Origin of the sequence: Tahibacter sp. (genome assembly GCF_032229445.1) — a bacterium.
Lineage (GTDB): Bacteria > Pseudomonadota > Gammaproteobacteria > Xanthomonadales > Rhodanobacteraceae > Tahibacter.
The window spans coordinates 1-25,060 of record NZ_JAVTWC010000134.1 but is presented as its reverse complement, the minus strand read 5'-3'; the positions used below and the strand labels follow the sequence as shown (position 1 = coordinate 25,060).

At 66.0% G+C, this 25,060-nt stretch carries 23 protein-coding genes; 10 read left to right on the top strand and 13 right to left on the bottom strand.

What is annotated here, in order from left to right:
- Positions 1-169: 169 nt before the first annotated feature.
- From RUU78_RS25250 to apbC, 6 genes are all read right to left on the bottom strand, one after another.
- The gene (locus RUU78_RS25250) at positions 170-922 is read right to left on the bottom strand and encodes a hypothetical protein (RefSeq protein ID WP_313920637.1); all 753 of its coding nucleotides are present in this window, start codon (positions 920-922) and stop codon (positions 170-172) included.
- A gap of 127 nt (positions 923-1,049) precedes the next feature.
- On the bottom strand, positions 1,050-1,742 hold the full coding sequence (locus RUU78_RS25245; RefSeq protein WP_313920635.1) for a hypothetical protein: 693 nt from the start codon (positions 1,740-1,742) through the stop codon (positions 1,050-1,052).
- Between the two features lie 132 nt (positions 1,743-1,874).
- Positions 1,875-2,198, bottom strand: coding sequence for a hypothetical protein (locus RUU78_RS25240; RefSeq protein ID WP_313920634.1), 324 nt, complete (start codon positions 2,196-2,198; stop codon positions 1,875-1,877).
- Between the two features lie 55 nt (positions 2,199-2,253).
- Entirely contained in the window at positions 2,254-2,658 is a 405-nt protein-coding gene (locus RUU78_RS25235) for a hypothetical protein (RefSeq protein WP_313920632.1), read from the bottom strand.
- 110 nt (positions 2,659-2,768) lie between these two features.
- Positions 2,769-3,338, bottom strand: a complete 570-nt coding sequence (dcd, locus tag RUU78_RS25230) for a dCTP deaminase (RefSeq protein ID WP_313920630.1) — start codon at positions 3,336-3,338, stop codon at positions 2,769-2,771.
- Positions 3,339-3,555: 217 nt separating this feature from the next.
- The gene (apbC, locus tag RUU78_RS25225; RefSeq protein WP_313920628.1) at positions 3,556-4,731 is read right to left on the bottom strand and encodes an iron-sulfur cluster carrier protein ApbC; all 1,176 of its coding nucleotides are present in this window, start codon (positions 4,729-4,731) and stop codon (positions 3,556-3,558) included.
- 61 nt (positions 4,732-4,792) lie between these two features.
- Here apbC and RUU78_RS25220 point away from each other — a divergent pair, with 61 nt between their 5' ends.
- The 4 genes from RUU78_RS25220 to rsxB all read left to right on the top strand — a co-directional run bounded on the left by RUU78_RS25220 (position 4,793) and on the right by rsxB (position 8,674).
- The gene (locus tag RUU78_RS25220; protein WP_313920627.1) at positions 4,793-5,254 is read left to right on the top strand and encodes a hypothetical protein; all 462 of its coding nucleotides are present in this window, start codon (positions 4,793-4,795) and stop codon (positions 5,252-5,254) included.
- 205 nt (positions 5,255-5,459) lie between these two features.
- Entirely contained in the window at positions 5,460-7,601 is a 2,142-nt protein-coding gene (gene metG / locus RUU78_RS25215; protein ID WP_313920626.1) for a methionine--tRNA ligase, read from the top strand.
- Positions 7,602-7,607: 6 nt separating this feature from the next.
- Positions 7,608-8,174: a hypothetical protein gene (locus tag RUU78_RS25210; RefSeq protein ID WP_313920625.1), complete on the top strand. Its 567-nt coding sequence runs from the start codon at positions 7,608-7,610 to the stop codon at positions 8,172-8,174.
- Positions 8,174-8,674, top strand: a complete 501-nt coding sequence (gene rsxB / locus RUU78_RS25205) for an electron transport complex subunit RsxB (RefSeq protein ID WP_313920623.1) — start codon at positions 8,174-8,176, stop codon at positions 8,672-8,674. The genes RUU78_RS25210 and rsxB overlap by 1 nt, the downstream gene beginning before the upstream one ends.
- A 772-nt stretch (positions 8,675-9,446) precedes the next feature.
- On the opposite strand, the gene tgt is transcribed toward rsxB, so the two are convergent.
- From tgt to RUU78_RS25170, 7 genes are all read right to left on the bottom strand, one after another.
- Positions 9,447-10,547, bottom strand: coding sequence for a tRNA guanosine(34) transglycosylase Tgt (tgt, locus tag RUU78_RS25200; protein WP_313920622.1), 1,101 nt, complete (start codon positions 10,545-10,547; stop codon positions 9,447-9,449).
- Positions 10,548-10,605: 58 nt separating this feature from the next.
- The gene (queA, locus tag RUU78_RS25195) at positions 10,606-11,646 is read right to left on the bottom strand and encodes a tRNA preQ1(34) S-adenosylmethionine ribosyltransferase-isomerase QueA (protein ID WP_313920621.1); all 1,041 of its coding nucleotides are present in this window, start codon (positions 11,644-11,646) and stop codon (positions 10,606-10,608) included.
- 55 nt (positions 11,647-11,701) lie between these two features.
- On the bottom strand, positions 11,702-13,846 hold the full coding sequence (locus tag RUU78_RS25190; RefSeq protein ID WP_313920620.1) for a hypothetical protein: 2,145 nt from the start codon (positions 13,844-13,846) through the stop codon (positions 11,702-11,704).
- A 157-nt stretch (positions 13,847-14,003) separates the two neighbouring features.
- Positions 14,004-14,606 carry a response regulator transcription factor gene (locus RUU78_RS25185; RefSeq protein ID WP_313920619.1) on the bottom strand — a complete coding sequence of 201 codons (603 nt, stop codon included), beginning with the start codon at positions 14,604-14,606 and terminating at the stop codon, positions 14,004-14,006.
- Between the two features lie 58 nt (positions 14,607-14,664).
- On the bottom strand, positions 14,665-15,837 hold the full coding sequence (locus RUU78_RS25180) for a sensor histidine kinase (RefSeq protein WP_313920618.1): 1,173 nt from the start codon (positions 15,835-15,837) through the stop codon (positions 14,665-14,667).
- Between the two features lie 10 nt (positions 15,838-15,847).
- Positions 15,848-16,612: an ABC transporter permease gene (locus tag RUU78_RS25175; protein WP_313920616.1), complete on the bottom strand. Its 765-nt coding sequence runs from the start codon at positions 16,610-16,612 to the stop codon at positions 15,848-15,850.
- Positions 16,612-17,502 carry an ABC transporter ATP-binding protein gene (locus RUU78_RS25170; protein ID WP_313920614.1) on the bottom strand — a complete coding sequence of 297 codons (891 nt, stop codon included), beginning with the start codon at positions 17,500-17,502 and terminating at the stop codon, positions 16,612-16,614. Before RUU78_RS25170 ends, RUU78_RS25175 begins: the two co-directional genes overlap by 1 nt.
- A 273-nt stretch (positions 17,503-17,775) precedes the next feature.
- On the opposite strand from RUU78_RS25170, the gene RUU78_RS25165 reads away from it, so the two are divergent.
- The 6 genes from RUU78_RS25165 to RUU78_RS25140 all read left to right on the top strand — a co-directional run bounded on the left by RUU78_RS25165 (position 17,776) and on the right by RUU78_RS25140 (position 24,863).
- Positions 17,776-19,275, top strand: a complete 1,500-nt coding sequence (locus tag RUU78_RS25165) for an aminotransferase class III-fold pyridoxal phosphate-dependent enzyme (RefSeq protein WP_313920613.1) — start codon at positions 17,776-17,778, stop codon at positions 19,273-19,275.
- Positions 19,276-19,622: 347 nt separating this feature from the next.
- The gene (locus RUU78_RS25160; protein WP_313920612.1) at positions 19,623-20,462 is read left to right on the top strand and encodes a hypothetical protein; all 840 of its coding nucleotides are present in this window, start codon (positions 19,623-19,625) and stop codon (positions 20,460-20,462) included.
- An 818-nt stretch (positions 20,463-21,280) separates the two neighbouring features.
- A complete protein-coding gene (locus tag RUU78_RS25155) occupies positions 21,281-22,399 on the top strand; it encodes a hypothetical protein (protein WP_313920610.1) in 1,119 nt (372 codons plus the stop codon).
- A 125-nt stretch (positions 22,400-22,524) separates the two neighbouring features.
- Positions 22,525-23,334 carry a cyanophycinase gene (locus RUU78_RS25150; RefSeq protein ID WP_313920609.1) on the top strand — a complete coding sequence of 270 codons (810 nt, stop codon included), beginning with the start codon at positions 22,525-22,527 and terminating at the stop codon, positions 23,332-23,334.
- 111 nt (positions 23,335-23,445) lie between these two features.
- Positions 23,446-23,925, top strand: a complete 480-nt coding sequence (locus RUU78_RS25145; RefSeq protein ID WP_313920608.1) for a GNAT family N-acetyltransferase — start codon at positions 23,446-23,448, stop codon at positions 23,923-23,925.
- 170 nt (positions 23,926-24,095) lie between these two features.
- Positions 24,096-24,863 carry an SDR family oxidoreductase gene (locus RUU78_RS25140; protein ID WP_313920607.1) on the top strand — a complete coding sequence of 256 codons (768 nt, stop codon included), beginning with the start codon at positions 24,096-24,098 and terminating at the stop codon, positions 24,861-24,863.
- Positions 24,864-25,060: the final 197 nt, after the last annotated feature.

Sequence of the window (25,060 nt, the reverse complement as noted above, 5' to 3'; positions counted from 1 at the left end):
TCTGATCACTCTGAACGCCCAACGGGCCGGGTGAAGAGTGATCGCTCAGAACCACAGGTTCTGATCACTCTGAACGCCCAACGGGCCGGACCGGCCAGTCGCGCAGCGTTTGGCGGGGTTGTGGAAATCTGCTGTCGACTGCAAAAGCCGTACTCGTACACACGCGGCGTCAGTAACTTATTACCCGAAGGTCCTCGACTTTCCAGAAGCTGCCTTCCTTGACGAAGCCCGAGGCAACGAACACGTCACCGTAGTCCTGGTCGACTTCGGCCAGTTCGGGACAGGGCCGCCCGGCGGTCTCGATGCAGCCGCCGCGTGCGACGGAATTCCAGGCAGGCATGAGCTCGGTGTTTCCGGTCTGCGCGTTGTGCGTCGGCAGCCAACTCAGTTCGAGCAGTATCCAGCTGACGTTGTCCGCACTCGCGCGAACGATGAACGCGAAGTGCTGATCAGGCCGTATCGGAAACGGCACGCAGGAACCCGCGACGATGGCCTTGTCACCCGCATAGCCAAGGCTGAAATGCTCCACTGCGATGCCGCTGCAGGTACCGCCGGTGCCGAAGCCGTCGGGCACGTGGCCGAACGTGATGCCGCGACCAAGCGGACAGCCATTGGCGAATTGCGGCGCATCGTTGATGGGACAGGGCACGATCGCCGCGCCACCGCGCAGTCCGAACGCGAAATGCATGTCGGGATCGGCAGCGGCGCTGCCTGTGTGCAGCTGGAACGTCACCTGCTGCACTTCGTCATTGCGCACCGGGCCGTAGCTCCAGCGCGCCCAGTCGGGCGATCCGCCGTCGCCGACATAGGCAACCGGCCCAGCGGCTGCAGCATCCGTCGCCGACAGCAGCGCGGTGACGGACAGTGCCAGGCTCGACCACAGCAGACGCGACCAACAGATCCGTGGCGTAGAAGGCTTCATCGCATTCTCCTTCAAGCCCCTGTCCGGCGAGGATGCCAAAACGCGCATGGCCCAGGCAACCCGGCAGCGCGGATCCACGCACTAGGCAAATTCAGGAATTATTGCTTTTGCTACAAAGTCGCACCGATCAGCCTGCCGATGCGGGCTTGCCGTCGGGTTTTTTCTCACCGTCCTTGGCGGCTTCGGCCGTGGCCGGTTCGCAGAGTTTGGCCGAGGGCGTGCTGACCGTGAGCACGATCTCGCCGGTGGCTGCATACGGCAGCTTCACCTTGACCGGGTCGGTCGAATAGTAGAACCCGCCCTTGGACGAGGCCTTGACCGAACTGCGCGCACCGGACTCGTACGCCTTGCCCACGTCCTTCTCGGTCGTCGCGACCAGGAAGCGGCTGAGCTGCCTGACCTTCACGCAGCCGACCAGTTCGGTGGTCTGGAATGGACGGATGTCGATGCTGAGCGGGTCGACGGCGACGGTCTCGCGCACGTTGCCTTCGTCGTCGAGCAGATAGAGCAGCGGCTTGAAGACCGTGCGGCTCTTGGTGGCGGCGGAGTCCTGGGCGATGACGCGGACCCGGATCAGCGCCTCGTCGACGGGCTTGCTGAGTTCGACGCGTCGGAAATAGCTGCGACCGCGCGGCAACTCGGCTTCGGGAGCGGTCGCGTCGACCGGCAGTCGCGTAGGCTGATCGAGCAGAAGCGTGATGGCGCCGGGCTGGGCCGTGACGACACCGGCCTTGGGTGGCTCGGGCTTCAGGCCGAGTTTTTCGCGGGCCCAGGTGATCGGGCCCGCGGAGGCGGAGGCGCTGGCGAACAGCGCCGCCACGGACAACGCAATTCGGAATGAACTAACGCGCATGGAGAGAAACGACAACGTGATCCGGCAGAAGTTCGAGGCTTGCGGCGCTCGCCGGCAGTAACGGCAGCACGGTCCCCGGGAATGCCGCAACCGCCGTCGTCACTCGGTCAGCGGCTGCAGGTTCTTGCCATCGCCGCTATAGGCCTGGATCTGCAGATAGTCGGCAATCACCTTGAGCAGATGCTTGTGCTGGGCGCTGGCCTTGTCGGGATTGCGCAGCACGACGCCGGTCAACTTGCCGTCGTCCTTGAGTTCCTGCAACGAGCCCAGCAGCATGTTCTTGCCCAGCGGATTGCCCTGAAACAGGAACTGTTCCGTGTCCACCGCCTTGACATAGGCGTTGCCGTCCTTGAAGTCCTTGGCCGCGTACGCAGCGAAGGCCAGGCCGAAAGTAGCGAACAGCGCGAGCAGGATACGTTTCATCGTCGACTCCGGGTTGCGCGACGTCGGCGCCGCGGCGGTGGGTTGAAGGAACGCGTTACTTCGTCGGGGACTCGGTGCGCACTTCGGTGATCTCCATGCCTTCCTTCTCCTGCAGGTAGGTACGCACCTTCAGTTCCAGGCCGATGCGCGCCAGGCCCTGGATATGGCGCTCGGTCATCTTCTGCTTGCCGACGCGCTTGAGGAACACGCTCTGCGCAGGCTTGTTCTGGTCGCGCAGGTAACGCAGGTGACCCTTGACGTCCTCTTCGGGCAGGGTCGCTCCATCGAGGTCGTACTGGCCGTCCTTGTCGGCGATCAGGGTCACGTCGAAGCTGGCCGGAATATTCGGCGCCGCGACGGCATCGGGACGGGCACGGCCGCCGCAGGCGGCGAGCGCCAGCGCGGAAATCAGCGCCAGCAGCGATCCACGCAGAATCCGGTTCAGGGCACGGTAGTGCATCAGGCTGTCCTGGGTCATGGGAAACGAGGTAAGGAAGCAAAGCGTAACACCGCACGCACCGGTGCAGCAGTTGGGGCGGCGCAGTGGAGGACCGTTGCAACGCGTGGCATTCAGGTGCGCGGCAGGGTCACGCCGCGCTGGCCCTGGTACTTGCCGCCGCGATCGGCATAGCTGGTCTCGCATTCCTCGTCGGATTCGAAGAACAGCATCTGCGCCACGCCCTCATTGGCGTAGATCTTCGCGGGCAGCGTGGTCGTGTTGGAAAACTCCAGCGTGACGTGGCCTTCCCACTCCGGCTCCAGCGGCGTCACGTTGACGATGATGCCGCAGCGCGCGTAGGTCGACTTGCCCAGACATACCGTCAGCACGCTGCGCGGAATGCGGAAGAACTCGACCGTGCGCGCAAGCGCGAAGGAATTCGGCGGGATGATGCAGACATCGCTCCTGATGTCGACGAAGCTCTTCGGATCGAAGGCCTTCGGGTCGACGATGGTGGAGTTGATGTTGGTGAATATCTTGAACTCATCGGCGCACCGCACGTCATAGCCGTAGCTCGAGGTGCCGTAGGAAATCAGCCGGCCACCCGAAGCATTCTGGCGAACCTGCCCCGGCTCGAACGGCTCGATCATGCCCTGGCCCTCAGCCATGCGGCGTATCCACTTGTCGGACTTGATGGTCATCGGAATCGGTGAACCGTAGAAATGAGTGGAGAGTAGTGAGAGCGGAGCGACAGCCGCACCCGCGACCGAAGAAAAGGTCCAGAAGCCAACGCCGCATGCTCGCGCCTTCTGAGCCCCCTTAAGTTAAGGGGGCGGCCGAACGCTACGCGTTCGGCCAGGGTTATGGAGATCTGGTGCCGATCGCAGAAGCGAAATTGCAAAAGCTGGCGTCGCCCTCTCAGGTATTCTGAATCACGATCTTGGGAAACTGTATCGCCTTGTTGCGCGCCTGCAGCGACAGGCGGGCGGCGAGACGGCGCGCGATGTCGCGGTAGCGCAGCGCGATGTCCGACTGCGGCGCGGCGGCCACACTCGGCGTACCCGCATCGGCCTCGCTGCGTATGCGCATGTCCAGCGGCAGCGATCCGAGCAGCGGCACACCGTACTGCTGCGCCATGCGCTCGCCGCCGCCGTGGCCGAAGATCGGTTCCTCGTGGCCGCAATTCGAGCACACATGGGTGGCCATGTTCTCGATGATGCCCAGAACCGGGACCTCGACCTTCTCGAACATCTTGAGCGCCTTTCGCGCATCGAGCAGGGCAATGTCCTGCGGCGTCGTGACAATGACCGCCGCGCTCATGGGAATGCGCTGTGCCAGGGTCAGCGCGATATCGCCGGTGCCGGGCGGGAAATCGATGACGAGGTAGTCGAGTTCGTCCCAGAGCGTGTTGGTCGCCAGTTGCATCAGCGCCTGCGTGACCATGGGCCCGCGCCAGATCACCGGCGTGTCCTCTTCGATCATGTAGCCGATGCTCATGATCTGCAGGCCGTGGTTGCGCTTGGGATTGAAGTTCTGCCCGTCCGGGCTGTCGGGCTTGCCCGAGGTCGCGGTCAGCATCGGCAGCGACGGGCCATAGACGTCGGCATCGAGCACGCCGACTCGCGCGCCTTCGGCCACGAGCGCCAGGGCCAGATTCACGGCCGTGGTCGACTTCCCCACGCCGCCCTTGCCCGAGGCCACGGCGACGATGTTGCGCACGCCGGGCAGCGGACTGAGGTCCTTCTGCACCTGATGCGCGTAGATGCGGAACGAAACGGTCGCGACCGCGGACTCCACCTCCGGCAAGGCTTCCAGAACCTCCTTGATCTGCGCCGCGAGCGCGTTCTGCCAGCCGGCCGCCGGATAGGCCAGCTGCACATCGACTGACACGCGTGCACCATCGACGCCGACGGCGCGCAGGGCTCCGCTCGCGACGATATCGTTGCCGGTGTGGGGGTCCTGGACGGCGGCCAACGCCTGCCGTACCAGGGCCTCGGTAACCTGGGTCATCAGTTGCTCCTGGGAACTTTCGGCGCGAATTGTAGTGTCAAACCGCCCGCTCCGCAGAGCCGGCCCCTGTCGCGGCCGCCGCATTTGCGATCCATTGCCGACGCCGGCATCCTGCGCGCCGCGCCTTCTGCCTCCAAGGACTCCCATGCGCTACAGCCTCCACGCTCCGCTTGCCCTCGCCCTGTGCACCCTCCTCGCCGCCTGCTCCAGCGATGCACCGCCGCCGGCCAGCAGTACCAACGCTGACGCCAAGAACGCTGCCACCCCCCAGGCCGCCGTCCATGATCCGCGCTGGCCCGCCAGCAGCGCCGCCTCGCGCGGCCCGGTCGCACGCGGCCCGATCGAACTCGACAACGCCGACCGCCCCGGTGACATGCCGAAGATCCGTCCAACCGGCAGCATCGAGTGCGATCAGTTCGCCGAGAAACTGCGCCAGTGCGTCAACAGCGGCGCGCTGTCGGCGCAGGACCGCGAAACCCTGCGTTCCGAGTACGTTGTCGCCATGAACGGGGCAAAGTTCAAGAGCGCCGACCTGACCAAGAGCTGCCTGGATATCCAGGAAAAACTGCAGCCGCGTCTGGTGCAGGCGGGATGCAGGAATTTCTGAGCGGCGCGGTCAACGAAACCCGTATCCCTCGTGTGCCCTGCACCAGATCGCCATGACATCGTCAGGCGCCGCGCGCCTGGCCGCGCGACCCGTTGGGCTCAAGGGGGCTCCAGAAGCGAACGCGGTGAACGTCGAGGCTGATCGGTGAGGGTGCTGCCGCATGCCATAATGCGGCGCCGCAACACCCAGCCCCGGAAGCCCACGGATGACTTCACCGCGTCGCCTACTCGTCACCTGCGCCCTGCCCTATGCCAACGGCCCGCTGCATCTGGGGCACCTGGTCGGCTATACGCAGGGTGACATCTGGACCCGCGCGCAGCGCATGAGCGGCAGTGTCGTCCATTTCGTCTGCGCGGACGACGCGCACGGCACGCCGATCATGCTCGCGGCGGAAAAGGAAGGCGTCGCGCCGGAAGATTTCATCGTGCCGATCCAGCAGTCGCACGAAAGCGATTTCGCCGGCTTCGGCATAGCCTTCGATCACTACCACTCGACCCACAGCGAAGAAAACCGCCAGCTCGCCGAGCAGATCTATCAGCGGCTGCGCCAGGGCGGACATATCACACCGCGGGTGATCGAACAGCTCTACGATCCGCTCAAGTCCATGTTCCTGCCGGATCGCTACATCAAAGGCGAATGCCCGAATTGCGGTACGCCCGACCAGTACGGCGACAACTGCGAGAACTGCGGCGCGAGCTACGCGCCGACCGAGCTGAAGAACCCGCGCTCGGTCATGTCCGGCGCAACGCCCGAGTTGCGCGAATCCGAACACTACTTCTTCGAAGTCGCGCACTTCAGCGATTTCCTGCGCGAGTGGCTGGCCGGCGACAGCGCGCACAGCAGCGTCAAGGGCAAGCTGCGCGAATGGCTGGACAGCGAGCTGCGCGCCTGGGACATCTCGCGCGATGCGCCGTATTTCGGCTTCGCCATCCCGGATGCGCCGGGCAAGTTCTTCTACGTCTGGCTCGACGCGCCGATCGGCTATCTGGCGAGCTTCAAGGCGCTGTGCGAAAGCGGCAAGAAAGCGGCGAACACGTACGACCCCTTGCAGGCCACCGACTACGACGCCTTCCTGCGCCGCGACAGCGCCGACTTCGATCCGGCCACAGAACTTCACCACTTCATCGGCAAGGACATCATCAACTTCCATGGCCTGTTCTGGCCTGCGATGCTGCACGGCGCCGGCTATCGCGCGCCCACGGCGCTGCATGTGAACGGCTATCTGATGGTCAACGGCGCGAAGATGTCGAAGTCGCGCGGCACATTCATCCAGGCACGCACCTACCTCGATGTAGGTCTCGATCCGGAATATCTGCGCTATTACTTCGCCGCCAAGACCGGCGCCGGCGTCGATGACCTCGACCTCAACCTCGACGACTTCGTTGCGCGCGTGAATGCGGATCTCGTCGGCAAGTTCGTCAACATCGCGAGCCGCTGCGCCGGCTTCATCAACAAGCGATTCGCCGGCGTGCTCGCGGGCGAGCTGCCCGATGAAGCCATGTACGCGCGCTTCGTCGCCGCCGCGCACGAGGTGCAGCAGTCCTATGACGCGGGGGAGTTCAGCCGCGCGATCCGCCAGACCATGGCGCTGGCCGACGAGGCCAACCGCTATATCGACGACAAGAAGCCCTGGGTCATCGCCAAGCAGGAAGGTGCCGACAGCGAACTGCTCGCCGTATGCAGTCAGGGACTGAACCTGTTTCGCGTGCTGGCCGCCTGCCTCAAGCCGGTACTGCCGGCAACGGTGCAGCGCGCCGAGCATTTCCTGGCCAGCCCGACCGAACGCTGGCACGACATCACTCAGCCCCTTCTCAACCACTGCCTGCGCGAGTTCCAGCCGCTGCTGACCCGCGTGGACCCCAAACAGATCGACGCCATGATCGAAGCCAGCAAGGAAGACCTGCAACCGAACGCCGATGCGGCCGCCACCCACACCGCCGCGCCGGCCAAGCCCGTTGCAGTCGCCGCACCCGTCGCCGCGATGAAGCCCGCCGCACCGGCACCCGACGCCGTGGCGACCATCGGCATCGATGACTTCGCAAAGCTGGACCTGCGCATCGGCCTCGTCACTGCCTGCGCCTTCGTCGAGGGTTCGGACAAGCTGCTGCGCTTCGAACTCGACGCCGGCGACCTCGGTACGCGGCAGATCTTCTCGGGTATCCGTGCCGCGTATGCGGAGCCGGAAAAACTCGTCGGCCGCAAGGTCGTCTTCATCGCCAACCTGGCCCCGCGCAAGATGCGCTTCGGCGTCTCCGAAGGCATGATCCTGTCCGCCGGCAGCGGCGGCGACGATCTGCATCTGCTCGATGTCGACCCCGGCGCGGCGGCGGGCATGCCGGTCAAGTAGGCCCGGATGGACGCCGACGCGCTCATCGGGCTGATCATCGCGACAGCGCTAGCCAATCGCCTGCTGCTGGCGCCACTGACGACAGCGGCAACCACATCGCTGCCGGCATTGCGCGAGTTCGCACTGCACGGCGTGCTGGTCGCGCTGGTCACCACGCTGGCCGGAGCAGCCCTGTGGTCGTTGCACGCGGCCCTGCGTCCACTGGCCTTGCTGCATCCGACGGGATTCCTCGTGCTGCCATGCGTCGCTGCCGCGACCGCGCTGAGCGCCGTTGCGCTGGTGCGCTGGCGCGCATCGCTCGCGCAGGCGCGCTGGTGGCTGATTGCGTGCACCGCGGCCGTGCTCAACGTCGCACCGGGTAGCGCGACGAACGCGGGTGCTTTGGCGGGCAGTCTGTGGATTGCCTTCGCGCTCGGTGCCGCGTTCGCCGCATGCCTGCTGCTGTTGTCGGGGCTCGAATCGCGCTTGCAGCCGCGCGACGTACCGGCATCGTTCCGTGGCCTGCCCGTACTGCTGCTCAACGGCGGACTGCTGGCACTGGCCTGCCTAGGCCTGGTCGGGATTGTCGCCTGATGCTGTCCGGGCTGTTCGCGGCGCTGGCGCTCACCGCCGTATTCGTCGCGGCACTGCGACTGCTGGCACCGTCGCAGCACCCAGCACCGCCGGCATCGCTGGTCGATCGCATCGACGCGCTGCTGCCGCAGACCCAGTGCGGTCAATGCCGATACGCCGGATGCCGCCCCTATGCCGAAGCGATCGCGAGCGGCGATGCCGACATCAACCAATGCCCGCCTGGCGGCGCCGCCGGCATCCGCTCGCTGGCCACGCTGCTGGGGCGCGAGCCCAAACCGCTGAATCCCGAGCACGGCCGCGAAGCGCCGCGCACCGTCGCGCTGATCGACGAAGCCATCTGCATCGGCTGCACCAAGTGCATCCAGGTCTGCCCGGTCGACGCCATCCTCGGCGCGCCGCAGGTGATGCATTCGATACTGTCCGACGAGTGCACCGGCTGCGGGCTTTGTCTCGTGCCCTGCCCGGTGGACTGCATCGCGCTAGTGCCGCCGGCGCGCTGACGCTTCCTGGCGCGTCTCAACTCAGACTGCAGGCCACAGAACCCGAACATGCTCCTGCCACGTGACCAGGCCCTCCGATTCATCGAAGGCTACAAGACTGTCCTCCTCCGCGTTCTCGCGGACACGATGCTCGTGCGCTGGTGTGTTCGGATCCGAAGCTGATCGACGCCGCTCTCGTGGAACTCGCTTCCGAGGGCCAAGCCGTCGAACCGACGGTCGTGGCTGCCCTCCGGACGCTACGACTCAATCGGTGGATCTATCTTCGCCACGGGAAGACGTTTGCTGTCTTTCTGGACAAGGAGAGCAAGAGCGCATATGCGGTTCGTGCGCTCACTACACCGCTAAACGAGCTGTTTGATGAACCGCCCTTGCTGCTCGAAACCGGAGTGCTCGAGTTCGAAAACCACTTTAATCTGCGACGGACTCGTTCTGAACCCGGTACTAGTCGGGCCTGGCTATCGAGCGCAGTCGAACACCGCCTACGCCCGCATCCGGAAGGAAGGCAACTTCCATGCGCGCCCTGCGGCCTGACGCTTCGTCCCAATGGACCGCCTTGGGCGGTCGCTGAACTCGTCGCGCGCACGCATCCGAGCCGCCTGTCGCACATGCAGGAGGTTCGTCCGACGTGAAGGATCCTCAGCTTCTGCATCGGTATCGCTCGGCGGTCGGCACGGAGATTTCGCGGATGGCGTAACGCTCGGCGCGACCTGCGCTCGCTGCGCGCAACGACGATTTGTCGAACGACACGGCGTTGCACCGCCCTTCCGCAAGCCTACCCCGCGCGCAGCGCGTAGAACTCCGCGATGAAATCCTCGAGCCGGTCCTGTTCGATCGCCACGCGCAAGCCGGCCATGAGTTCCTGGTAGTGATACAGGTTGTGGATCGTCGCCAACTGCGAGGCGAGGATCTCGTTGCACTTGTCCAGATGGCGCAGATAGGCGCGGCTGAAACCCGAGGCGCAGGTATGGCAGCCGCAGGCCTCGTCGATGGGTCGCGTGTCGCGCGCGTATTGCGCGTTGCGCAGCCGCAGTACGCCGTGGCGCGTGAACAGGTGCGCGTTGCGCGCGTTGCGCGTCGGCATCACGCAATCGAACATGTCGATGCCGCGACGCACCGCTTCGACGATGTCCTCGGGCCGGCCCACACCCATGAGATAGCGCGGCTTGTCCGCCGGCAGCAGCGGCACGGTCGCATCGAGCGTGTGGTTGCGCTCGGCCTCGGGCTCGCCGACGGCGAGGCCGCCGACCGCGTAGCCATCGAAGCCGATCTGCTGCAGCCCGGCCGCCGAGCGCGCGCGCAAGCCCGGATAGACGCCGCCCTGCACGATGCCGAACAGCGCGTTGTGATTGCCTTCGTGCGCGCGGCGCGAACGCTCCGCCCAGCGCAGCGACAATTCCATCGAATCCGACGCCTGCTTCTCCGTCGCCGGATACGGCGTGCACTCGTCGAAGATCATGACGATGTCGGAGTTCAGCACGCGCTGGATGCGCATGGATTCTTCCGGACTCAGGAACACCTTGGAGCCGTCGATCGGCGAGGCGAACGTGACACCCGCCTCGGTGATCTTGCGCTTGTGCGCGAGCGAGAACACCTGGAAGCCGCCCGAGTCGGTCAGGATCGGCCGGTCCCAGCCGATGAAATCGTGCAGCCCTCCGAACTCGCCGATGACGTCGAGGCCCGGGCGCAGGAACAGATGGAAGGTATTGCCGAGAATGATCTCGGCGCCGATTTCCTTGATGTCGCGCGGCAGCATGGCCTTGACCGAGCCGTAGGTCCCCACGGGCATGAAAGCCGGGGTTTCTATCGTGCCGCGCGGAAAGGTGATCCGGCTGCGGCGGGCCGGACCGCTGGTATGGCTGATGTCGAATTTCATGGCTCTTCGTTCGCGTTTCGTACCGGGCCGTGCCCGCTGCAATACCTGTTGCTGGTGATCAGCCTGCCCGGTCCCGCGGCGGCCAGATCAGCATCGCGTCGCCGTACGAGAAGAAGCGATAGCCCTCGCCCACCGCATGCCGATACGCATTGAGCACGCGCTCGCGACCGGCGAAGGCCGATACGAGCATCAGCAGCGTGGACTCCGGCAGATGGAAATTCGTGATCAGGCCGTCGACGCTGGTGATGCGGTAGCCGGGGAAGATGAAGATCTGCGTTTCGCCGGCAAACGGCAGGACCTCGCCATCGCGGCTCGCGCTTTCGAGCGCGCGCACCACCGTCGTGCCGACCGCGATCACGCGGTGGCCCGCGGCGCGCGTGCGGCGCATTTTCTCGACGAGTTCGGCGCCGACATTGAGCCACTCGCGGTGCATGACGTGCTCGCCGACTTCATCGCTGCGCAGCGGCTGGAAGGTGCCAGCGCCGACGTGCAAGGTGATATGGCCGAATGCAACGCCGCGCGCGGCCAGCGCGTCGAGCAGGGGCTGGTCGAAATGCAGTCCTGCAGTCGGTGCGGCAACGGCTCCCGGCTCGCGCGCGAACAGGGTCTGGTAGCGTTCGTCGTCGTCGCTGTCGGCGTCGCGCTGGATGTACGGCGGCAGCGGCATGCGGCCGAGGCGCAGCAGTACCTTTTCGAGCGGTTCCGCGGTATCGAAGCGCAGGTTGAAGAACGGGCCGTCGCGGCCGAGCACTTCGATTTCAGTGCCGTCGGCCAGCACGATGCGGCCGCCGGGCCGCGGTTTCTTCGACACGCCCAGCTGTGCGCGCGCCTCATGCGAGCCGGTGACGCGTTCGATCAGGATCTCGACGGCGCCGCCGGATTCCTTGCGTCCGAAAAGGCGCGCCGGCAATACGCGCGTGTCGTTGAAAACGAGCAGGTCGCCGGGCTCGAGGCAGTCCACCACGTCGCCGAAACCCCGGTCGGCCAGCGTATCGGCCACCGCATCGAGCACGAGCAGGCGGCTGGCGGAGCGCTGCGGCAGCGGCTGCTGCGCAATCAGTTCGACCGGCAGGTCGAAACGAAAATCGGATTTCTTCACTCTGGTTATACCGTGGCGCGCCGGATTCACGGTCCGGCCGGCCGGCGATTATCCGCTATCCGACCGGTTTCGTCCTGCGCCGGCGCCAGAACACGAAGCCGACCACCAGGACCAGCGCGCCTCCGGCGACGAATGGCGCATAGCGGCGCACGATCTGCTTGGCCCAGCGCACGCGTTCGAATTGCAGGCGCTTGGCTGCGCCGACGAAATCCGGCGCGGGGCAGTGGTTGCCGAAGTTTGCGGCCCAGGGCACGTACGGGCCGTGGTCGACGTAGCGCCGGTAATAGCTGCGCGCTTGCGCAGGATCGCGGTTGATCAGCCAGCCGGTTGCGCTGCAGAGTATCGCGGCAAAGGCCTGCGAGCGGGCCGGCACGAGGTCGGCGGCCTGGTTGGCGAGATCGGCCGCGACGAAGCGGTAGTGGAAGCGCCGTACCGGCTGCGGCCGGCTCGCGATGACGCGCTGCGCTTCGTCGGCGCCGACGAGGTCCCTGTCCTGGGTGTCCAATGTCGGATCGGTCAGCTCATACGAGCCCTCGAACAGCGCGGCGTCGGGCGCCAGCTCGAGCGCGAGCAGTTCCATGCCGGATTCACGCGCGAGTCTGGCTGCGCGGAACAGGGTTTCGGCGCGCTCGATGCGACCCTGCTTCGGCGCATCCAGGCGCGCCTTCGCGTAGGCCGCTGCGGTGTCGCGCAGCATCGGCGGAAAGTACGCCACAGCCTCGGCGTAACGGCCGGTGCGCAGCAAACGACGTCCGAGCAGCGCGCGCAGTTGCGCGTCGGGCTGCGGCGGCGTCCATCCGTCGTCGTTCGCCTTTGGCGCAACGGCGGGCTCGGGCACGTTCGTGTCGACGTAGCGCTTGAGCTCGTCCACGCTGAGCACGCGTTCGGCGACCTGCGCCTCGTCCATCCAGTACTGCCCGCCACCCGCATGGAACAGGCGCAATGCCTCGCCATAGTCGCCACGGCCCAGGGCCAGGATGGCGCGTTCGCCATCGACACGGCAGGCCGGCTTGAGGCCTTCGTAGCTGTAGCCTTCGTTCGGATTCACCCCCCAGTCCTCGTCGCGCGGAAACGCGCGCGAGGCCTGCGCATACGCGTCGGCCGCCGTCTTGTCGTCACCGGCGCGCAGCGCGAGCTTGGCACGCACCCAGTACGCGAGCGCGGTCTGGCTGCGCGCGGCCAGCGTGCCGGCCAGCTCATAGCGCGCGCTGCGATAGGCGGCCGCGGCGACGCGATCGACACCGCCGATGGTGCCGGCGGTATCGGCTTCGATGGCCGCGTAATAGCGCTCCAGCGCGGCGGTCTGGGGCTTGGGCTGGCCCGTCTCGTCAGTGCCTTCGAACTCGCTGGTGCGCGTGTAGACGTAGCTCGCGAGCAGTTGCTGCAGCAGCGGATCGGCCAGTGCCGCGCGCAGCGCCGCATCGTCGGCGAACAGGTCGCGCGCGACGAACAGCAGCGAGGCGCGACCCGAGGCCGAACCGTGCGCGGCCTGCTCGGCATAGAGCCTGACCGCCCCGGCAAGGTTGCCGCGCGCGCGTTGCAGTGCAGCCTCCTCGCCATAGCTCGCGACCGCGAGACCCAGCGGATCGCTCGCGCCCGCGGCGACCGCCGCGCGCACGGCCTGGAAATCCTGCTCCGCCGCCGTCACTGCGGCGGCGATTTCTGCCTCGCCCACACCGGCGCCGCCGGCGGCCTGCATGAGATTCACGCGTCCGCGCATGTAGCGCGCCCATAGCCCGCGACTGCGCTGTTGCTCGGCGGGCAACGCGAGCACCGCGTCGAAGCGCTGCAGCGCAATCACCGTGTCGCCCGCCTGAAATGCCCGGGCGCCACCCGTATACAAGCGAACTTCTTCACTCAAGCCTTCGCCCGCGGCCCAGGCCTGCTCGTCGTCGATGCTCAGGCGCATGGCTTCGACTTTCGCGTAACCGGCTTCGCCAAGCTCGCGCTGTTCGAGTTCGATGCGCGATTCGCCAGGTGCCTGCCAGGGATTTTCGTTCGGCTTGAGCTCGGTGGCCGACTTCGGCGCGAGCCGCGAAGCCTCGAAATCAAACGTACCTTCCACCAGCTCGTAAACGCTGGCGTGACGATCCGAAAGCAGTTCGTGCGGGAAATCCGGGCCGCAGGCCCATCCCGGCAGCGCCCACAGGGCCGCGGCGAGCGCGCAGGCGCGCAGGCCGGCCGTCGCTATGTGTCGCACGCCGCGAAGTCCGTTTCGTGCTGCCGTCTGCATCTGCTGCTCCCGTGCTGACGCGTAGCGTCGGTATCGTCGCTGCCGCCCGCGTCGTACGCGGCGGCCGGCGCAATCTGCCACAGGAGGCCACACTGCTGGAATAGCCGCGCGACGGAGCGTAGCGCTACAACCAGCCCTTCTGCCGCGCGAGCCGATAGGCCTCGATGCGATTGCCGACGCCGAGCTTTCCGATTGCCTCGGACAGATAGTTGCGCACGGTGCCCTGCGACAGATGCAGTTGCACGGCGATCTCGCCAGCGGACAGTCCTTCGCCGGCCAGGCGCAATACCTGGCGCTCGCGATCGTTGAGCGGATCGGCTTCGCTCCACGCGTCGACCGCCAGTTGCGGATCGATGACGCGGCCGCCGCGGTGCACCGTGCGCAGCGCTTCGGCCAGTTGCTCGGCCGGCGCGTCCTTGAGCAGGTAGCCGACCACGCCGGCTTCGAGCGCGCGGCGCAGGTAGCCAGGCCGCGCGAAGGTCGTAACGATGACGACCTTGCAGGGTGGCCCGCGCTCGCGCACGCGTTGGGCCAGTTCCAGGCCAGTCAGGCCGGGCATCTCGATGTCGGTCACGACGACATCCGGCGCATGCTGTCCGATCAGCCGCCATGCCTCGAGCCCGTCAGCGGCGCTTGCGACCACGTCCATGTCGGTTTCGAGACGGAGCAGCGCGGACAGCGCACCGCGCACCATGGCCTGGTCTTCTGCCAGCAAAACGCGAATCATCGATGCGGAGACCTTGCCGGCGACGTGCACAGCAGGGTATCGGCTGGCATGGGATGACTCAATGTGCACGCACCAGTTCGCCCTCGGCCGCCGCGAGACAGGCCTGCGGCACGCGCACGCACAGGCGCGTGCCCTGCCCGCGCACCGAATCCACACTTAGCTCCGCACCCAACGCTCGCAGGCGCTCGCGCATGCCACTGAGCCCGTTGCCCGGAACGATGTCGCCACCGCGGCCGTTGTCCTGCACTTCGAGCAGCAGATCATCACCTTCGGACATCAGCCGCGCGGTCGCGCGCGACGCCTCGGCGTGGCGCTGGATGTTGGTCACGGCTTCGCGCACGGCCAGCGCGAGGCAGGTCTCGATCGCCGGCGGCGGCGGCTCGCGACCGAGTTCATAGTGGAAGGCGACTCCAGCGGATTCCAGCAGCAGCTTGGCCGAGACCATTTCCGCGGCCAGCCCGGCCGCGCGTATGCCGGTCACGGCACGGCGCACCTGGCTCAGCGCGTCGCGCGCGACGCGCTCGACCTCGCGCACTTCCTGCCGCGCTGCATGCGGGTCGCGATCCCACAGGCGGTTGGCCAGCTCCGACTTCAGGGTGATCAGCGACAGGGTATGGCCGAGCAGGTCGTGCAGGTCGCGGCCGATGCGTTCACGTTCGGCCAGCGCGGCGAGGCGGCGCACTTCTTCGTGCGACAGGCGCAGCGCAACCTGCTTGCGCTGGTTTTCGCGCATGAAGTACGAACCGACGAAGCAGGCCGCGCCAACCAGGTAGGTGATCCCAACGGTCAGCGGCGCGCCGCGCACGATGGCCAGTATGAACAGCGAGAAGCCCGCCGTGACACCCAGCGCGAGCAGCAGTGCATTGCGCAGCGAAGCCAGGTGCGGCGCGAACGCACAGGCAAAGATCACGAAGGTGTTGGAAAACGGATTGAGCGATGCCAGCGGCATCGCCAGCACTGACATCGCGATGATGAGAAGCACGGTTTCCCGCCCCTGCGCCCAGTACGCGCGGAAATACAACGGCAGGAACACCAGCGTGGCCAGCAGCGTCATCGGCAGCCATGTCGCCCCGGCGATGCGCGGCACCAGCACGGGCAGGAACAGGAAGGTGAGATAGCTCAGCGACACGAACGGCGCCCAGCCCATGCCGAGTTCGGCCGGAACCAGACGGTCTCGCCAAGCCAGCACCTGGGGATGGGCGAACAGGCTCATGAGCTGCGATGCTGCCATGGATGCGTCCTCAGGGCTCGTGCTGCAAACGCCGCGCGGCCCAATACCCTACCAGCAGCGTGAAGGTCGCCAGATAGGCGACGTGGCCGAACAGGGCGCCGCTGCTGGGTTGGCCGATGCTCATCAACCCCAGTTGGGCCAGATGCCAGGCCGGCCAGACCGGCGCCAGCGCCTGGAACGCCGCCGGCAGCAGCTTGAGCGGGAACCACAGACCCGACAGCAGCGCCATCGGCAGGTAGATCACGTTGACGATGGCCGGCGCGGCCTGACCGTTCGCGAAGCTGCCGATCAGTAGGCCGAGCGCGCAGAACGGCAGCACGCCGAACACCATGACCCCGCCGAGCAGCAGCCACTGCGATGCCGGCAGGCGCACGCCGCCCAGCAGCACGCCAGCCAGCGCGAGCATCGCGAAGATGATTGCCGCGAACAGCATGGCCATGGCGAGCTTGCCTCCAACGTAGTTCAACGGCGGCATCGGCAGCGCGCTGCGCAGCGCGAGCAGCCCCTTGTCGCGCTCGCTCGCGACGGTGACGCCGAAGCCGAACAGGCCCGGCGCCATGACACCGAAAACGCAGTAGGTCGCCATCAGGTAGTGCGCGACCTGCAGCGACGCGCCCGGTTTCGCCAGCAACACGCCAAACAGCAGATAGAACATGACCGGGAACAGCAGCGCCGGTATGGCGAAACTCGGCGTGCGCAGCAGACGCAGGAATTCCAGCCGCGCCTCGAGTGCAAGACTGGAGCGCGAAATCGCATCGAACATCAGGGCGTTCATCACGCGGCCTCCCGGGCAATGGTCTGCAGCGCTTCGGCCAATCCAGCGCGCTGGACTTCCACATCTCGCAGTTCCCTGTCGGCAGCCAACAGTTCACGCAGCACCGGTTCGGGCCGCGGCGTGACGATGCGCAGCCAGTCACCCTCGCGTTGCACGCTATGCACGAGCGGCCAGGCCTGCACCTGCTCCGCCGTCAGGGTGCTGATGCAGCGGATCTGGCGCTGGCCGACTCGGGCGCGGATCGCGTCGAGACTGCCCTCGGCCAGCAGGCGGCCCTGCGCCAGCACACCGACGCGCTGGGCCAGCGCCTCGGCCTCCTCCAGATAATGCGTGGTCAGCACCACGGCACAGCCACCGGCAACCAGCTCACGGATGGTTTTCCAGAATTGCTGGCGCGATTCGGTATCCATGCCGACCGTCGGTTCGTCGAGGAACAGGAGGTCCGGCCGTCCGCACAGCGCCAGCGCGAACTGCACACGCCGCTGCTGACCGCCCGACAGGCGCGCGTAACGCACATTGAGCAGGGTCTCGATGCCGGCAAGCGCGGCCACGTCGGCCAGGCTGCGCGGCTGCGGATAGTAGCTGCGCACCTGTGCGATCAGCTCGCCGACGCTGAGCGTATCGGGCAGCCCGGCGCTCTGCAGCATCACGCCGATGCGGCGCCGCGCGGCCAGGTCCTGCGGCGGCAGGCCGAACAGGCGCACCTCGCCTGAATCCGGTCGCAGCAGGCCCAGCAGCAGCGAAATCGCCGTCGTCTTGCCCGCGCCGTTAGGGCCTAGCAGCGCATAGACCTCACCCCGCGCGATCGCCAGATCGACTCCGGCCAATGCCTGCACCGTACCGCGACGTTTGCTCGCCGCACACAATTGCGCCACCGTTTCCGCCGTCATCGCGAATCTCCCGAATGTGATCCCAGCGTAATTCGCGGGAGCCGGCGCCCCCAGTTGGCAGCATCAGCACTTGCAGTTGACAATCGTCATCCGCGACGCGCGACAGGGCAGGAACGCACGCCGAAATTGGTCCCTTCCGGCAGCCATGAATCGGCACCAGGGCCCGACCAATATGCTCTGCTAGACTCCCGCCACCTCGCGCCGACCGGCGCCCTCAATCGTGTCCGACCCGCGCCAACCTGCGCGTGTCTGCCTGTTTCGTTGGAGCCCGCCATGTCGCTGATCGATCAACTCAATGTCCTGCGCAACGCCGGCGCTGCCGCGCGCACCCGTGGTCTGGACGACGCGACCCTGCTGCGCTTTGCCGCGACCTCGCCCGATCTCGTCGATGCCGTCTCCCAGGCCCACGCGCGCTTCGTCGAACTGCAGGCCGAAATGCCGCAGCTGATCGCACTCGACGAAGCCGCGCAGATGCGCCAGATCCAGGCCGACTTCATCAACTTCTACTCCGACGATTCCGTCAATCCGTACGTGGCCCTCGCCGCCTGCGGCCCATGGGTCGTCACGCTCAAGGGCGCCGTGCTGCACGACTCCGGCGGCTACGGCATGCTCGGCTTCGGCCACGCGCCGGCCGCCGTGATCGAGGCCATGAGTCGTCCACAGGTCATGGCCAACGTCATGACCCCTAACGTTTCCCAGCTAAAGCTCGCCACCGCGCTCAAGGCGGCGATCGGCAACAGCCGCGGCGGCTGTCCGTATACGCGCTTCCTCTGCCTGAATTCGGGGTCCGAATCGGTGTCGCTGGCCTGCCGCATCGCCGACGTCAACGCCAAGCTCATGACCGATGCCGGCGGCCGCCATGCGGGCCGCACGATCAAGCGCCTCGCGGTCAAGGGTGCATTCCACGGCCGCACCGAACGCCCTGCCGTGTACTCGGACTCGAGCCGCAAGACCTACGCGCAGCATCTGGCCAGCTTCCGCGACGAGTCGAGCCTGCTGACGGTAGAACCGTACAATGCAGAGCAGCTGCGTCAGATCTTCGCCGACGCCGACAGGAACGGCTGGTTCATCGAAGCCATGTTCCTCGAGCCGGTCATGGGCGAAGGCGATCCGGGACGCTCGGTCACGCCGGAGTTCTACGCCGTCGCGCGCGAGCTGACCGAAAAGCACGGCTCGCTGTTCCTCGTCGATTCGATCCAGGCCGGCCTGCGCGCCCACGGCGTGCTCTCGGTCATCGACTACCCGGGTTTCGAGAAGCTCGCCGCGCCGGACATGGAAACCTTCTCCAAGGCGCTCAACGCCGGCCAGTATCCGCTGTCGGTGCTCGCCGTCGGCGAACGCGCCGCCAGCCTGTACAAGAAGGGCATCTACGGCAACACCATGACCACGAACCCGCGCGCGATGGACGTGGCCGTGGCAGTACTCGGCCAGCTCACGCCTGCGGTGCAGGCGAATATCCGTGAGCGCGGCCAGCAGTTCGTGCAGAAGCTCGAGGCGCTCAAGGCCGAGCTGCCGGGCTACATCACGAAGGTGCAGGGTACCGGCCTACTGTTCTCCTGCGAGCTCAGCGCCGAGTTCAAGTGCTACGGCACGCACAGCACCGAGGAATTCATGCGCGAGCATGGCTTCGGAGTGATCCACGGCGGCATCAACTCGCTGCGCTTCACGCCGCACTTCACGATCACCGAGGCTGAAGTCGACCTCGTCGTCGACGGCGTCCGCCAGGCGCTGATCAACGGTCCGCGCAAGAGCGCCGACGCGAAAGCCGCCTGAAGGCAGGTATGAGTCGGGAGAAGTGAGGAACGAGCAAAGGCCGCGCGCTTCGGCGTGACGCTTTCGCACTTCGCTTTCGTCGCACCACTGTCGACCCCTTGCATCTACCCGGCGCAGCCGCTCGCAACAAGGCCGCAGGAAGCGGCCAGCTGCGCTGGGCAGGTGTTCCGACAGTCGGGGAACACCGAAAAACAGGAAGACGTTTTGGACACGCCCGCGCAAGCGGGCGCTTTCGTTCGTGCTATCCGCAGCGGCGTAGCAGCAGAGCGAGGAGAGGCGGCCGGGCAGTGCTACGCTCTGCCCTCGCTCTTTCCTCACTTCTCTGCCCTCTCTCCTCGCTTATGAGCTTGCGCAAGAAACTCGCCGAGTTCGGCTTCGAGTCGAACGACGACTACGACTATCCGCTGCGCTGCCTGTTCGAAGCGGAGCAGGCGCACCTGCGCTGCCTCAACATCGTCGGCAACTCGGGCCGGCGCAAGACCGCACTGGCCAATGCGCTGGGACACGCGCTGGACTACCCGCACCTGCTCTATCACGACTTCAGCGGCACCGAGCCGGCACCCACGGCTATCGTGCTCGCCGAAGACGGTGTGAACGCTGATGCGCTGGAAGCACCGTTGTCGGCGTTCGAACGCAGCATGAGCGAGGCCTGCGCCTACTCCGAGGGAGCACGCACGCTGCTGATTCTCGACCAGCTCCAGGCGGCAGACTTCCATGACCACATCCGCCTCTATCACTTCGCGCAGACGCGCGAATGGGTGTCCGCGCAGGGAACGGCCGTCGCCAATCCGCAACATCTGCTGCTCGTGCTGATTTCCGAGGAACCCCTGTATCACTCGCTGGCCAAGGTCAGCTTCCGCGTCTACGCGGATGCGAGCCGCGCCTATCTCGAATACCGGCCCGAGGATTTCGGGCTCGACTCGTCGGCGACCGAGTTCATGACCGCGCTCGGCACCCTGTTCAATGCAGTGGGCAGCAGCCCGACCAGCAGCGAATACCGGCACATCCTCGCCGACATCCACCAGCGCGTGCGCACCGACGAGCAACTGCGCCAATCGCTGTTCGGCTGGATGGAGAATCTCGACCGGGCGGCGCTGAACGCCGCACCGCTGCAGCCTCTGGTCGCTGCGGCCAGCCAGGCCATCAATCGCTACCTCGGCATCGAGGAAATCGAGATCGGCAGCTAGCTGCACACAACCGGAGTCGTCGGCCGGCAAATGCCCACGGGCGCCCCTGCGAGACGCCGCTACGGCGAGAGTCGACAGCCTCACCCTTGGACCGTATGACCCGCCGCCTCGGCGCGTCCAGCACGGTGCAACCGCTGCCGTTTCGAAGCAACTGGGCATCAGGCCGAACCGGTGCCTCACGCTTCTTTGGCCGCCGCCTTGCCAAGGAAGTGCTTACGCGCAGGGAGGATCCCAGCGCGCGCATCCGCCCAGAGAGCCGCGATCGTTGGCGACGTCGGCAGACCCCGAGCTGTCGCATGAATTTTCATAAGCATACATAGGAAATTCGAGATACGAGAACAACGTGATGTATTTTCGCTTTTTTGTGCTATTTGCAGCTAAAAATTTGCGCTTTTTATTTGCAATAACCGCAATATTTGTTTGTTCTAAAACAAATCAAATCGACTATTCAACCATTCCCATGGCACCGCACGGTGAGTTCGATTGACAGTTTTATTTTAGTGTCCCATCTTTAAATCAAAGGGCATATATGTCCACTCACTCAACACCATTCTGTTTCGGTCAACACCGCAATACAGGAGTCATCGCAGAACAAGACATCGCACGCCCATGGCGCGAAACCACCCATCGGCCGCGAAGGGCCGCATACCGCCGCTGTCGCAAATCCCCCCTTGCGCCAAGCCGCTCGCCCCTTCGCGCGCCGGTGCCTGAATTCCGCCTCGTGTCCACGAATCCCGGCATACCGTAAACGGACGATCAGGGACGGCCGTCGCGGCAACGCCGAGTTGCCCAGTACGAACATCCATGGAGATTTCCGTATGCAACGCACCCGTTCCGCGCTGCGCCACTGGCTCAGCATTTCAGCCTTCGCCGCCACATTGACCTTCAGCACCGGCCTGCGTGCCGACTCCACCGAGAACGCACCCATCGCAAACACGGTCATCGACGATTCCGTCAGCACTGTGGGCCAGTACTACGCGATTCTTTGCAACACGTGCTCGACGACCAGCGACTACATCAACAAGGCCGTCACACAATATCCGCGCGTGCGCGACAGCGCGGCCTACGTGTACAACCTGGCCAACGGCCAGATTCGTACGGTCGCATTGAACTGGGATCCGGAACAGGGCGTGCAGAACGGCGGCTACGAAGTACCGACCGATACGCGACTGCGTAGCTACGTCAACACGGCGGGCGACCTGTATCGGCGCAACAACAACAGTCTTGCGTTCACCGCGGTCATCCGCGGCGACGGCTCGGTATACCTGAAGCCCGCCGGCGGCGGCACGATCGAGCTGCGTCCGGGCAGTACTCGCGGCACGCCGAGCACGGTCGACCCGGTCAGCACCGCGATGATCCCGGTCAACGGCGCGACCCCGGGACGCGGCAGTCCGATCGACCTGCGCGGCTATTCCTTCAGCCCCTACTTCAGCAACATGTATCCGAATTTCCCGGCCACGAGCTATGACCTCGCCTTCGGCGACCAGCCCGGCAGCATCGACGGTTTCGTGCACGACTACTTCTCCACGCTCGGCAACGGCCCGGCGGCGCAGATCTTTGATCCGGATTCCATGTCGGGCGTCGCCGGTGCCCACAGGCTGACCGAGCAGGTTTCCGGCCAGGTCACCCTGTTCGTGCCAATGAAGGACGGCGGCTACGCGAAAGTGCGCTACGACACGTCGAGCGGCGACGTAACGCTGCGGCAGGTCGTCGATCCCAGCGGCATCGTGCTGCCCAACGGCTACGGCAACGCGCTGCAGTTCTTCAGCAACCGCACTTGGAACCTGGGCTCGAACGCCGCGTGGACGGCCAGCGCATTCCAGGACTGGGCCGCGCGCAACGGCATCGACATCATCATGGGCGGTGCCGGCTCCGGGCGTATCACCTGCGTCAGCCGCAGCATCAACGAAGTGACGTGCACGATCTATCCGAACTGAACGGGTGAAAGTGGCGGGCGCTGGCGCACGGCGCCGGCGCCCGCCGCATCGCTGTACGCCCGCATCGCACGCGCAGGACCGGACGCACTGCTACCATCGCGGCACCACCGTCACCGGAAGTCGCCGTGCCCGCTCGCCTAGCTCCTGATCAATCCCGTGGCCACCTGATCGCCATCGGCGTCTTCGCGGGCCTCGACACCGAACAGCGCCTGACGCACCGACTCCTGTCCATCTGTTCACAGCGCGCACAAATATGCTTTCTCGTCGCCGGCGAGCTCGATGCACGTGCGCTCGACGAGATCGAGACCGCCCTGCTCGCCCACGGTGCCGGCGGCGTGCGCCGCGTGCACCTGGCCTCACGCGCCGATGCGGAACGCCCCGAAACGCTTGGCGCTATCGAGAATTCCGACCTGATCGTGCTCGCCACGATCCATCCGCTGAAACTCACGACCCTGGTTGGCGGCACCAGCCTGGCCAAGCTGCTGCGCCGCCGCAATGCCGACGGCACGCCCATCGCCGGACTCGGCGCCGGCGCCGCCGTACTGACCGAGCACATGCTCGCGTCAGGAGAGTCCGGCGCCACTCCGCGTATGGGTGCCGTGACGCTCGCGCCGGGCCTGGGCCTGACCAACCGCGTGGTCATCGACCAGGGCGGCGCTGCGAGCGACCGCATAGGCCGCCTGCTCGGCGCGCTGGCGCTCAATCCGTTCGCGCTAGGCCTCGGCCTCGACGCGGATACTGCCGCTTTCATCGGTCCGGACAACGTGCTGGAGGTCGTCGGGCACGGCGGCATCACGCTCGTCGATCCCAGCGACGTCGGCCCTACCAACATCACGGAAGCCGGACCGCAGGCACCGATCTCGATCACCAACCTGCGCCTGCATGTACTCGTTCACGGCACGCGCTATGACCTCGATTTCCGCCGGCCGCTCTGAACTACGTGCAGCGGATTGAACTACGCGCACCACTGCCGTACCGCCGCGCTATCGCTTGCGCCGACAGATGCTCCGCTTCCCCCCGCCCTCCCCAACCCCCTTCTCCCTGCCATGTATTCGATACGCACCATCTCACCCGCCGACAACCCCGCCATCGCCGCCATCATCCGTACCGTCATGCCCGAGTTCGGTGCCAGCGGCCCCGGCTTCGCGATCCATGACGCCGAAGTCGACACGATGGCGCAGGCATATGCGATACCCGGTGCGGCGTATTTCGTCGTCGAGCAGGACCGCAATGTGCTCGGCGGAGGCGGCGTGGCCGCGCTGATCGGCGGCGATGCGGACACCTGCGAATTGCGCAAGATGTACTTCCTTCCCGCGCTGCGCGGACAGGGCGCTGGCCGCGCGCTGATCGAGCGCTGCATTGCCGCTGCGCGCGAACTCGGCTACCGGCGCTGCTATCTGGAAACCCTGCGCGGCATGGACGCGGCCCAGGCGCTTTACCTCAAGGCCGGATTCCAGCGCATCGATGGCGCGCTCGGTGGTACCGGGCATTTCAGCTGCGACACGTTCTATCTGCGCGAGCTATAGCCGGTCGCAGAGAAAAAGATGGCCAACCCTTTTTCTCCTTGGAGTTGTCCCGAGCTCGTGACCGCAGTCCGTTTTCAAGCGGCAGCCTGCCGCGCGCGCGCGGACGCGACAGGCTGAACTACAATCGCGCCTTTGCGCGGCGTCGCGCATCCCGCTACGGAGCCATCTGCATGGAACTCAATCAGGTCAAGGCCGTCATCACCGGCGGCGTTTCGGGACTGGGCTACGCTGTCGCACAACATATCGTCGCGCACGGCGGCACGGTCGCGCTGCTGGACGTCAACGACGAGAAAGGCGCGCAGGCCGTAGCCGCACTCGGCGGACCCACGCAGTTCTTCCGCACCGACGTGACCAGCGAAGAGGCCGTCGTCGCGAATCTCAGGGCGGCCAGGGAAGCCCTGGGCGGGCTCAACGCCGCGATCAACTGCGCCGGCATCCTCGGTGCCGGACGCGTGCTCGGAAAGGAGGCGCCGATGCCGCTGAAGACCTTTACTACCACGGTAATGGTCAACCTCATCGGCTCGTTCAACGTCGCCAAGGGCGCCGCCGACCTCATGCAGCACAACGCGCCGGGTGAGGACGGCGAGCGCGGCGTCATCGTGAACACCGCGTCGATCGCCGCGTATGAAGGCCAGATTGGCCAGGCCGCCTATTCCGCCTCCAAGGGTGGCGTCATCGCGATGACCCTGCCAATGGCGCGCGAATTCGCGCGGATCGGCGTGCGCGTCATGACCGTCGCGCCCGGCGTATTCCACACGCCCATGGTCGACGGCATGCCGGAAAACGTATATCAGTCACTTTGTGCGCAAGTTCCCTACCCGTCGCGCCTGGGCAAGCCGGAGGAGTTCGCCGCGACGGTTGCGTTCATCCTGCAGAACCGCTATCTCAACGGCGAAACCATTCGCGTCGACGGTGCGGTGAGATTGCAGGCCAAGTAAGGCCTTCAACTCTCCTTGCTGTCCGCGCTTTTGTACTCAGCACCCGATCTCCACAACCCCGGCCGAACGCTTCGCGTTCGGCCGGTGCTGCACGTTGGGCGTTCAGAGTGATCAGAACCAGTGGCTCTGAGCGATCACTCTTCGTCCGGCCCGTTGGGCGTTCAGAGTGATCAGAACCTGTGGTTCTGAGCGATCAC

Bases quoted from the DNA above. Each gene is read 5' to 3' on its own strand.
- RUU78_RS25250 (WP_313920637.1), bottom strand. From the start codon at position 922: ATGAAGCCTTCTACGCCACGGATCTGTTGGTCGCGTCTGCTGTGGTCG.
- RUU78_RS25140 (WP_313920607.1), top strand. From the start codon at position 24,096: ATGGAACTCAATCAGGTCAAGGCCGTCATCACCGGCGGCGTTTCGGGA.
- RUU78_RS25175 (WP_313920616.1), bottom strand. From the start codon at position 16,612: ATGAACGCCCTGATGTTCGATGCGATTTCGCGCTCCAGTCTTGCACTC.
- RUU78_RS25170 (WP_313920614.1), bottom strand. From the start codon at position 17,502: ATGACGGCGGAAACGGTGGCGCAATTGTGTGCGGCGAGCAAACGTCGC.
- tgt (WP_313920622.1), bottom strand. From the start codon at position 10,547: ATGAAATTCGACATCAGCCATACCAGCGGTCCGGCCCGCCGCAGCCGG.
- metG (WP_313920626.1), top strand. From the start codon at position 5,460: ATGACTTCACCGCGTCGCCTACTCGTCACCTGCGCCCTGCCCTATGCC.
- RUU78_RS25185 (WP_313920619.1), bottom strand. From the start codon at position 14,606: ATGATTCGCGTTTTGCTGGCAGAAGACCAGGCCATGGTGCGCGGTGCG.
- RUU78_RS25165 (WP_313920613.1), top strand. From the start codon at position 17,776: ATGTCGCTGATCGATCAACTCAATGTCCTGCGCAACGCCGGCGCTGCC.
- dcd (WP_313920630.1), bottom strand. From the start codon at position 3,338: ATGACCATCAAGTCCGACAAGTGGATACGCCGCATGGCTGAGGGCCAG.
- RUU78_RS25155 (WP_313920610.1), top strand. From the start codon at position 21,281: ATGCAACGCACCCGTTCCGCGCTGCGCCACTGGCTCAGCATTTCAGCC.
- RUU78_RS25235 (WP_313920632.1), bottom strand. From the start codon at position 2,658: ATGCACTACCGTGCCCTGAACCGGATTCTGCGTGGATCGCTGCTGGCG.
- RUU78_RS25180 (WP_313920618.1), bottom strand. From the start codon at position 15,837: ATGGCAGCATCGCAGCTCATGAGCCTGTTCGCCCATCCCCAGGTGCTG.
- RUU78_RS25220 (WP_313920627.1), top strand. From the start codon at position 4,793: ATGCGCTACAGCCTCCACGCTCCGCTTGCCCTCGCCCTGTGCACCCTC.
- RUU78_RS25240 (WP_313920634.1), bottom strand. From the start codon at position 2,198: ATGAAACGTATCCTGCTCGCGCTGTTCGCTACTTTCGGCCTGGCCTTC.
- RUU78_RS25210 (WP_313920625.1), top strand. From the start codon at position 7,608: ATGGACGCCGACGCGCTCATCGGGCTGATCATCGCGACAGCGCTAGCC.
- rsxB (WP_313920623.1), top strand. From the start codon at position 8,174: ATGCTGTCCGGGCTGTTCGCGGCGCTGGCGCTCACCGCCGTATTCGTC.
- apbC (WP_313920628.1), bottom strand. From the start codon at position 4,731: ATGCGGCGGCCGCGACAGGGGCCGGCTCTGCGGAGCGGGCGGTTTGAC.
- RUU78_RS25145 (WP_313920608.1), top strand. From the start codon at position 23,446: ATGTATTCGATACGCACCATCTCACCCGCCGACAACCCCGCCATCGCC.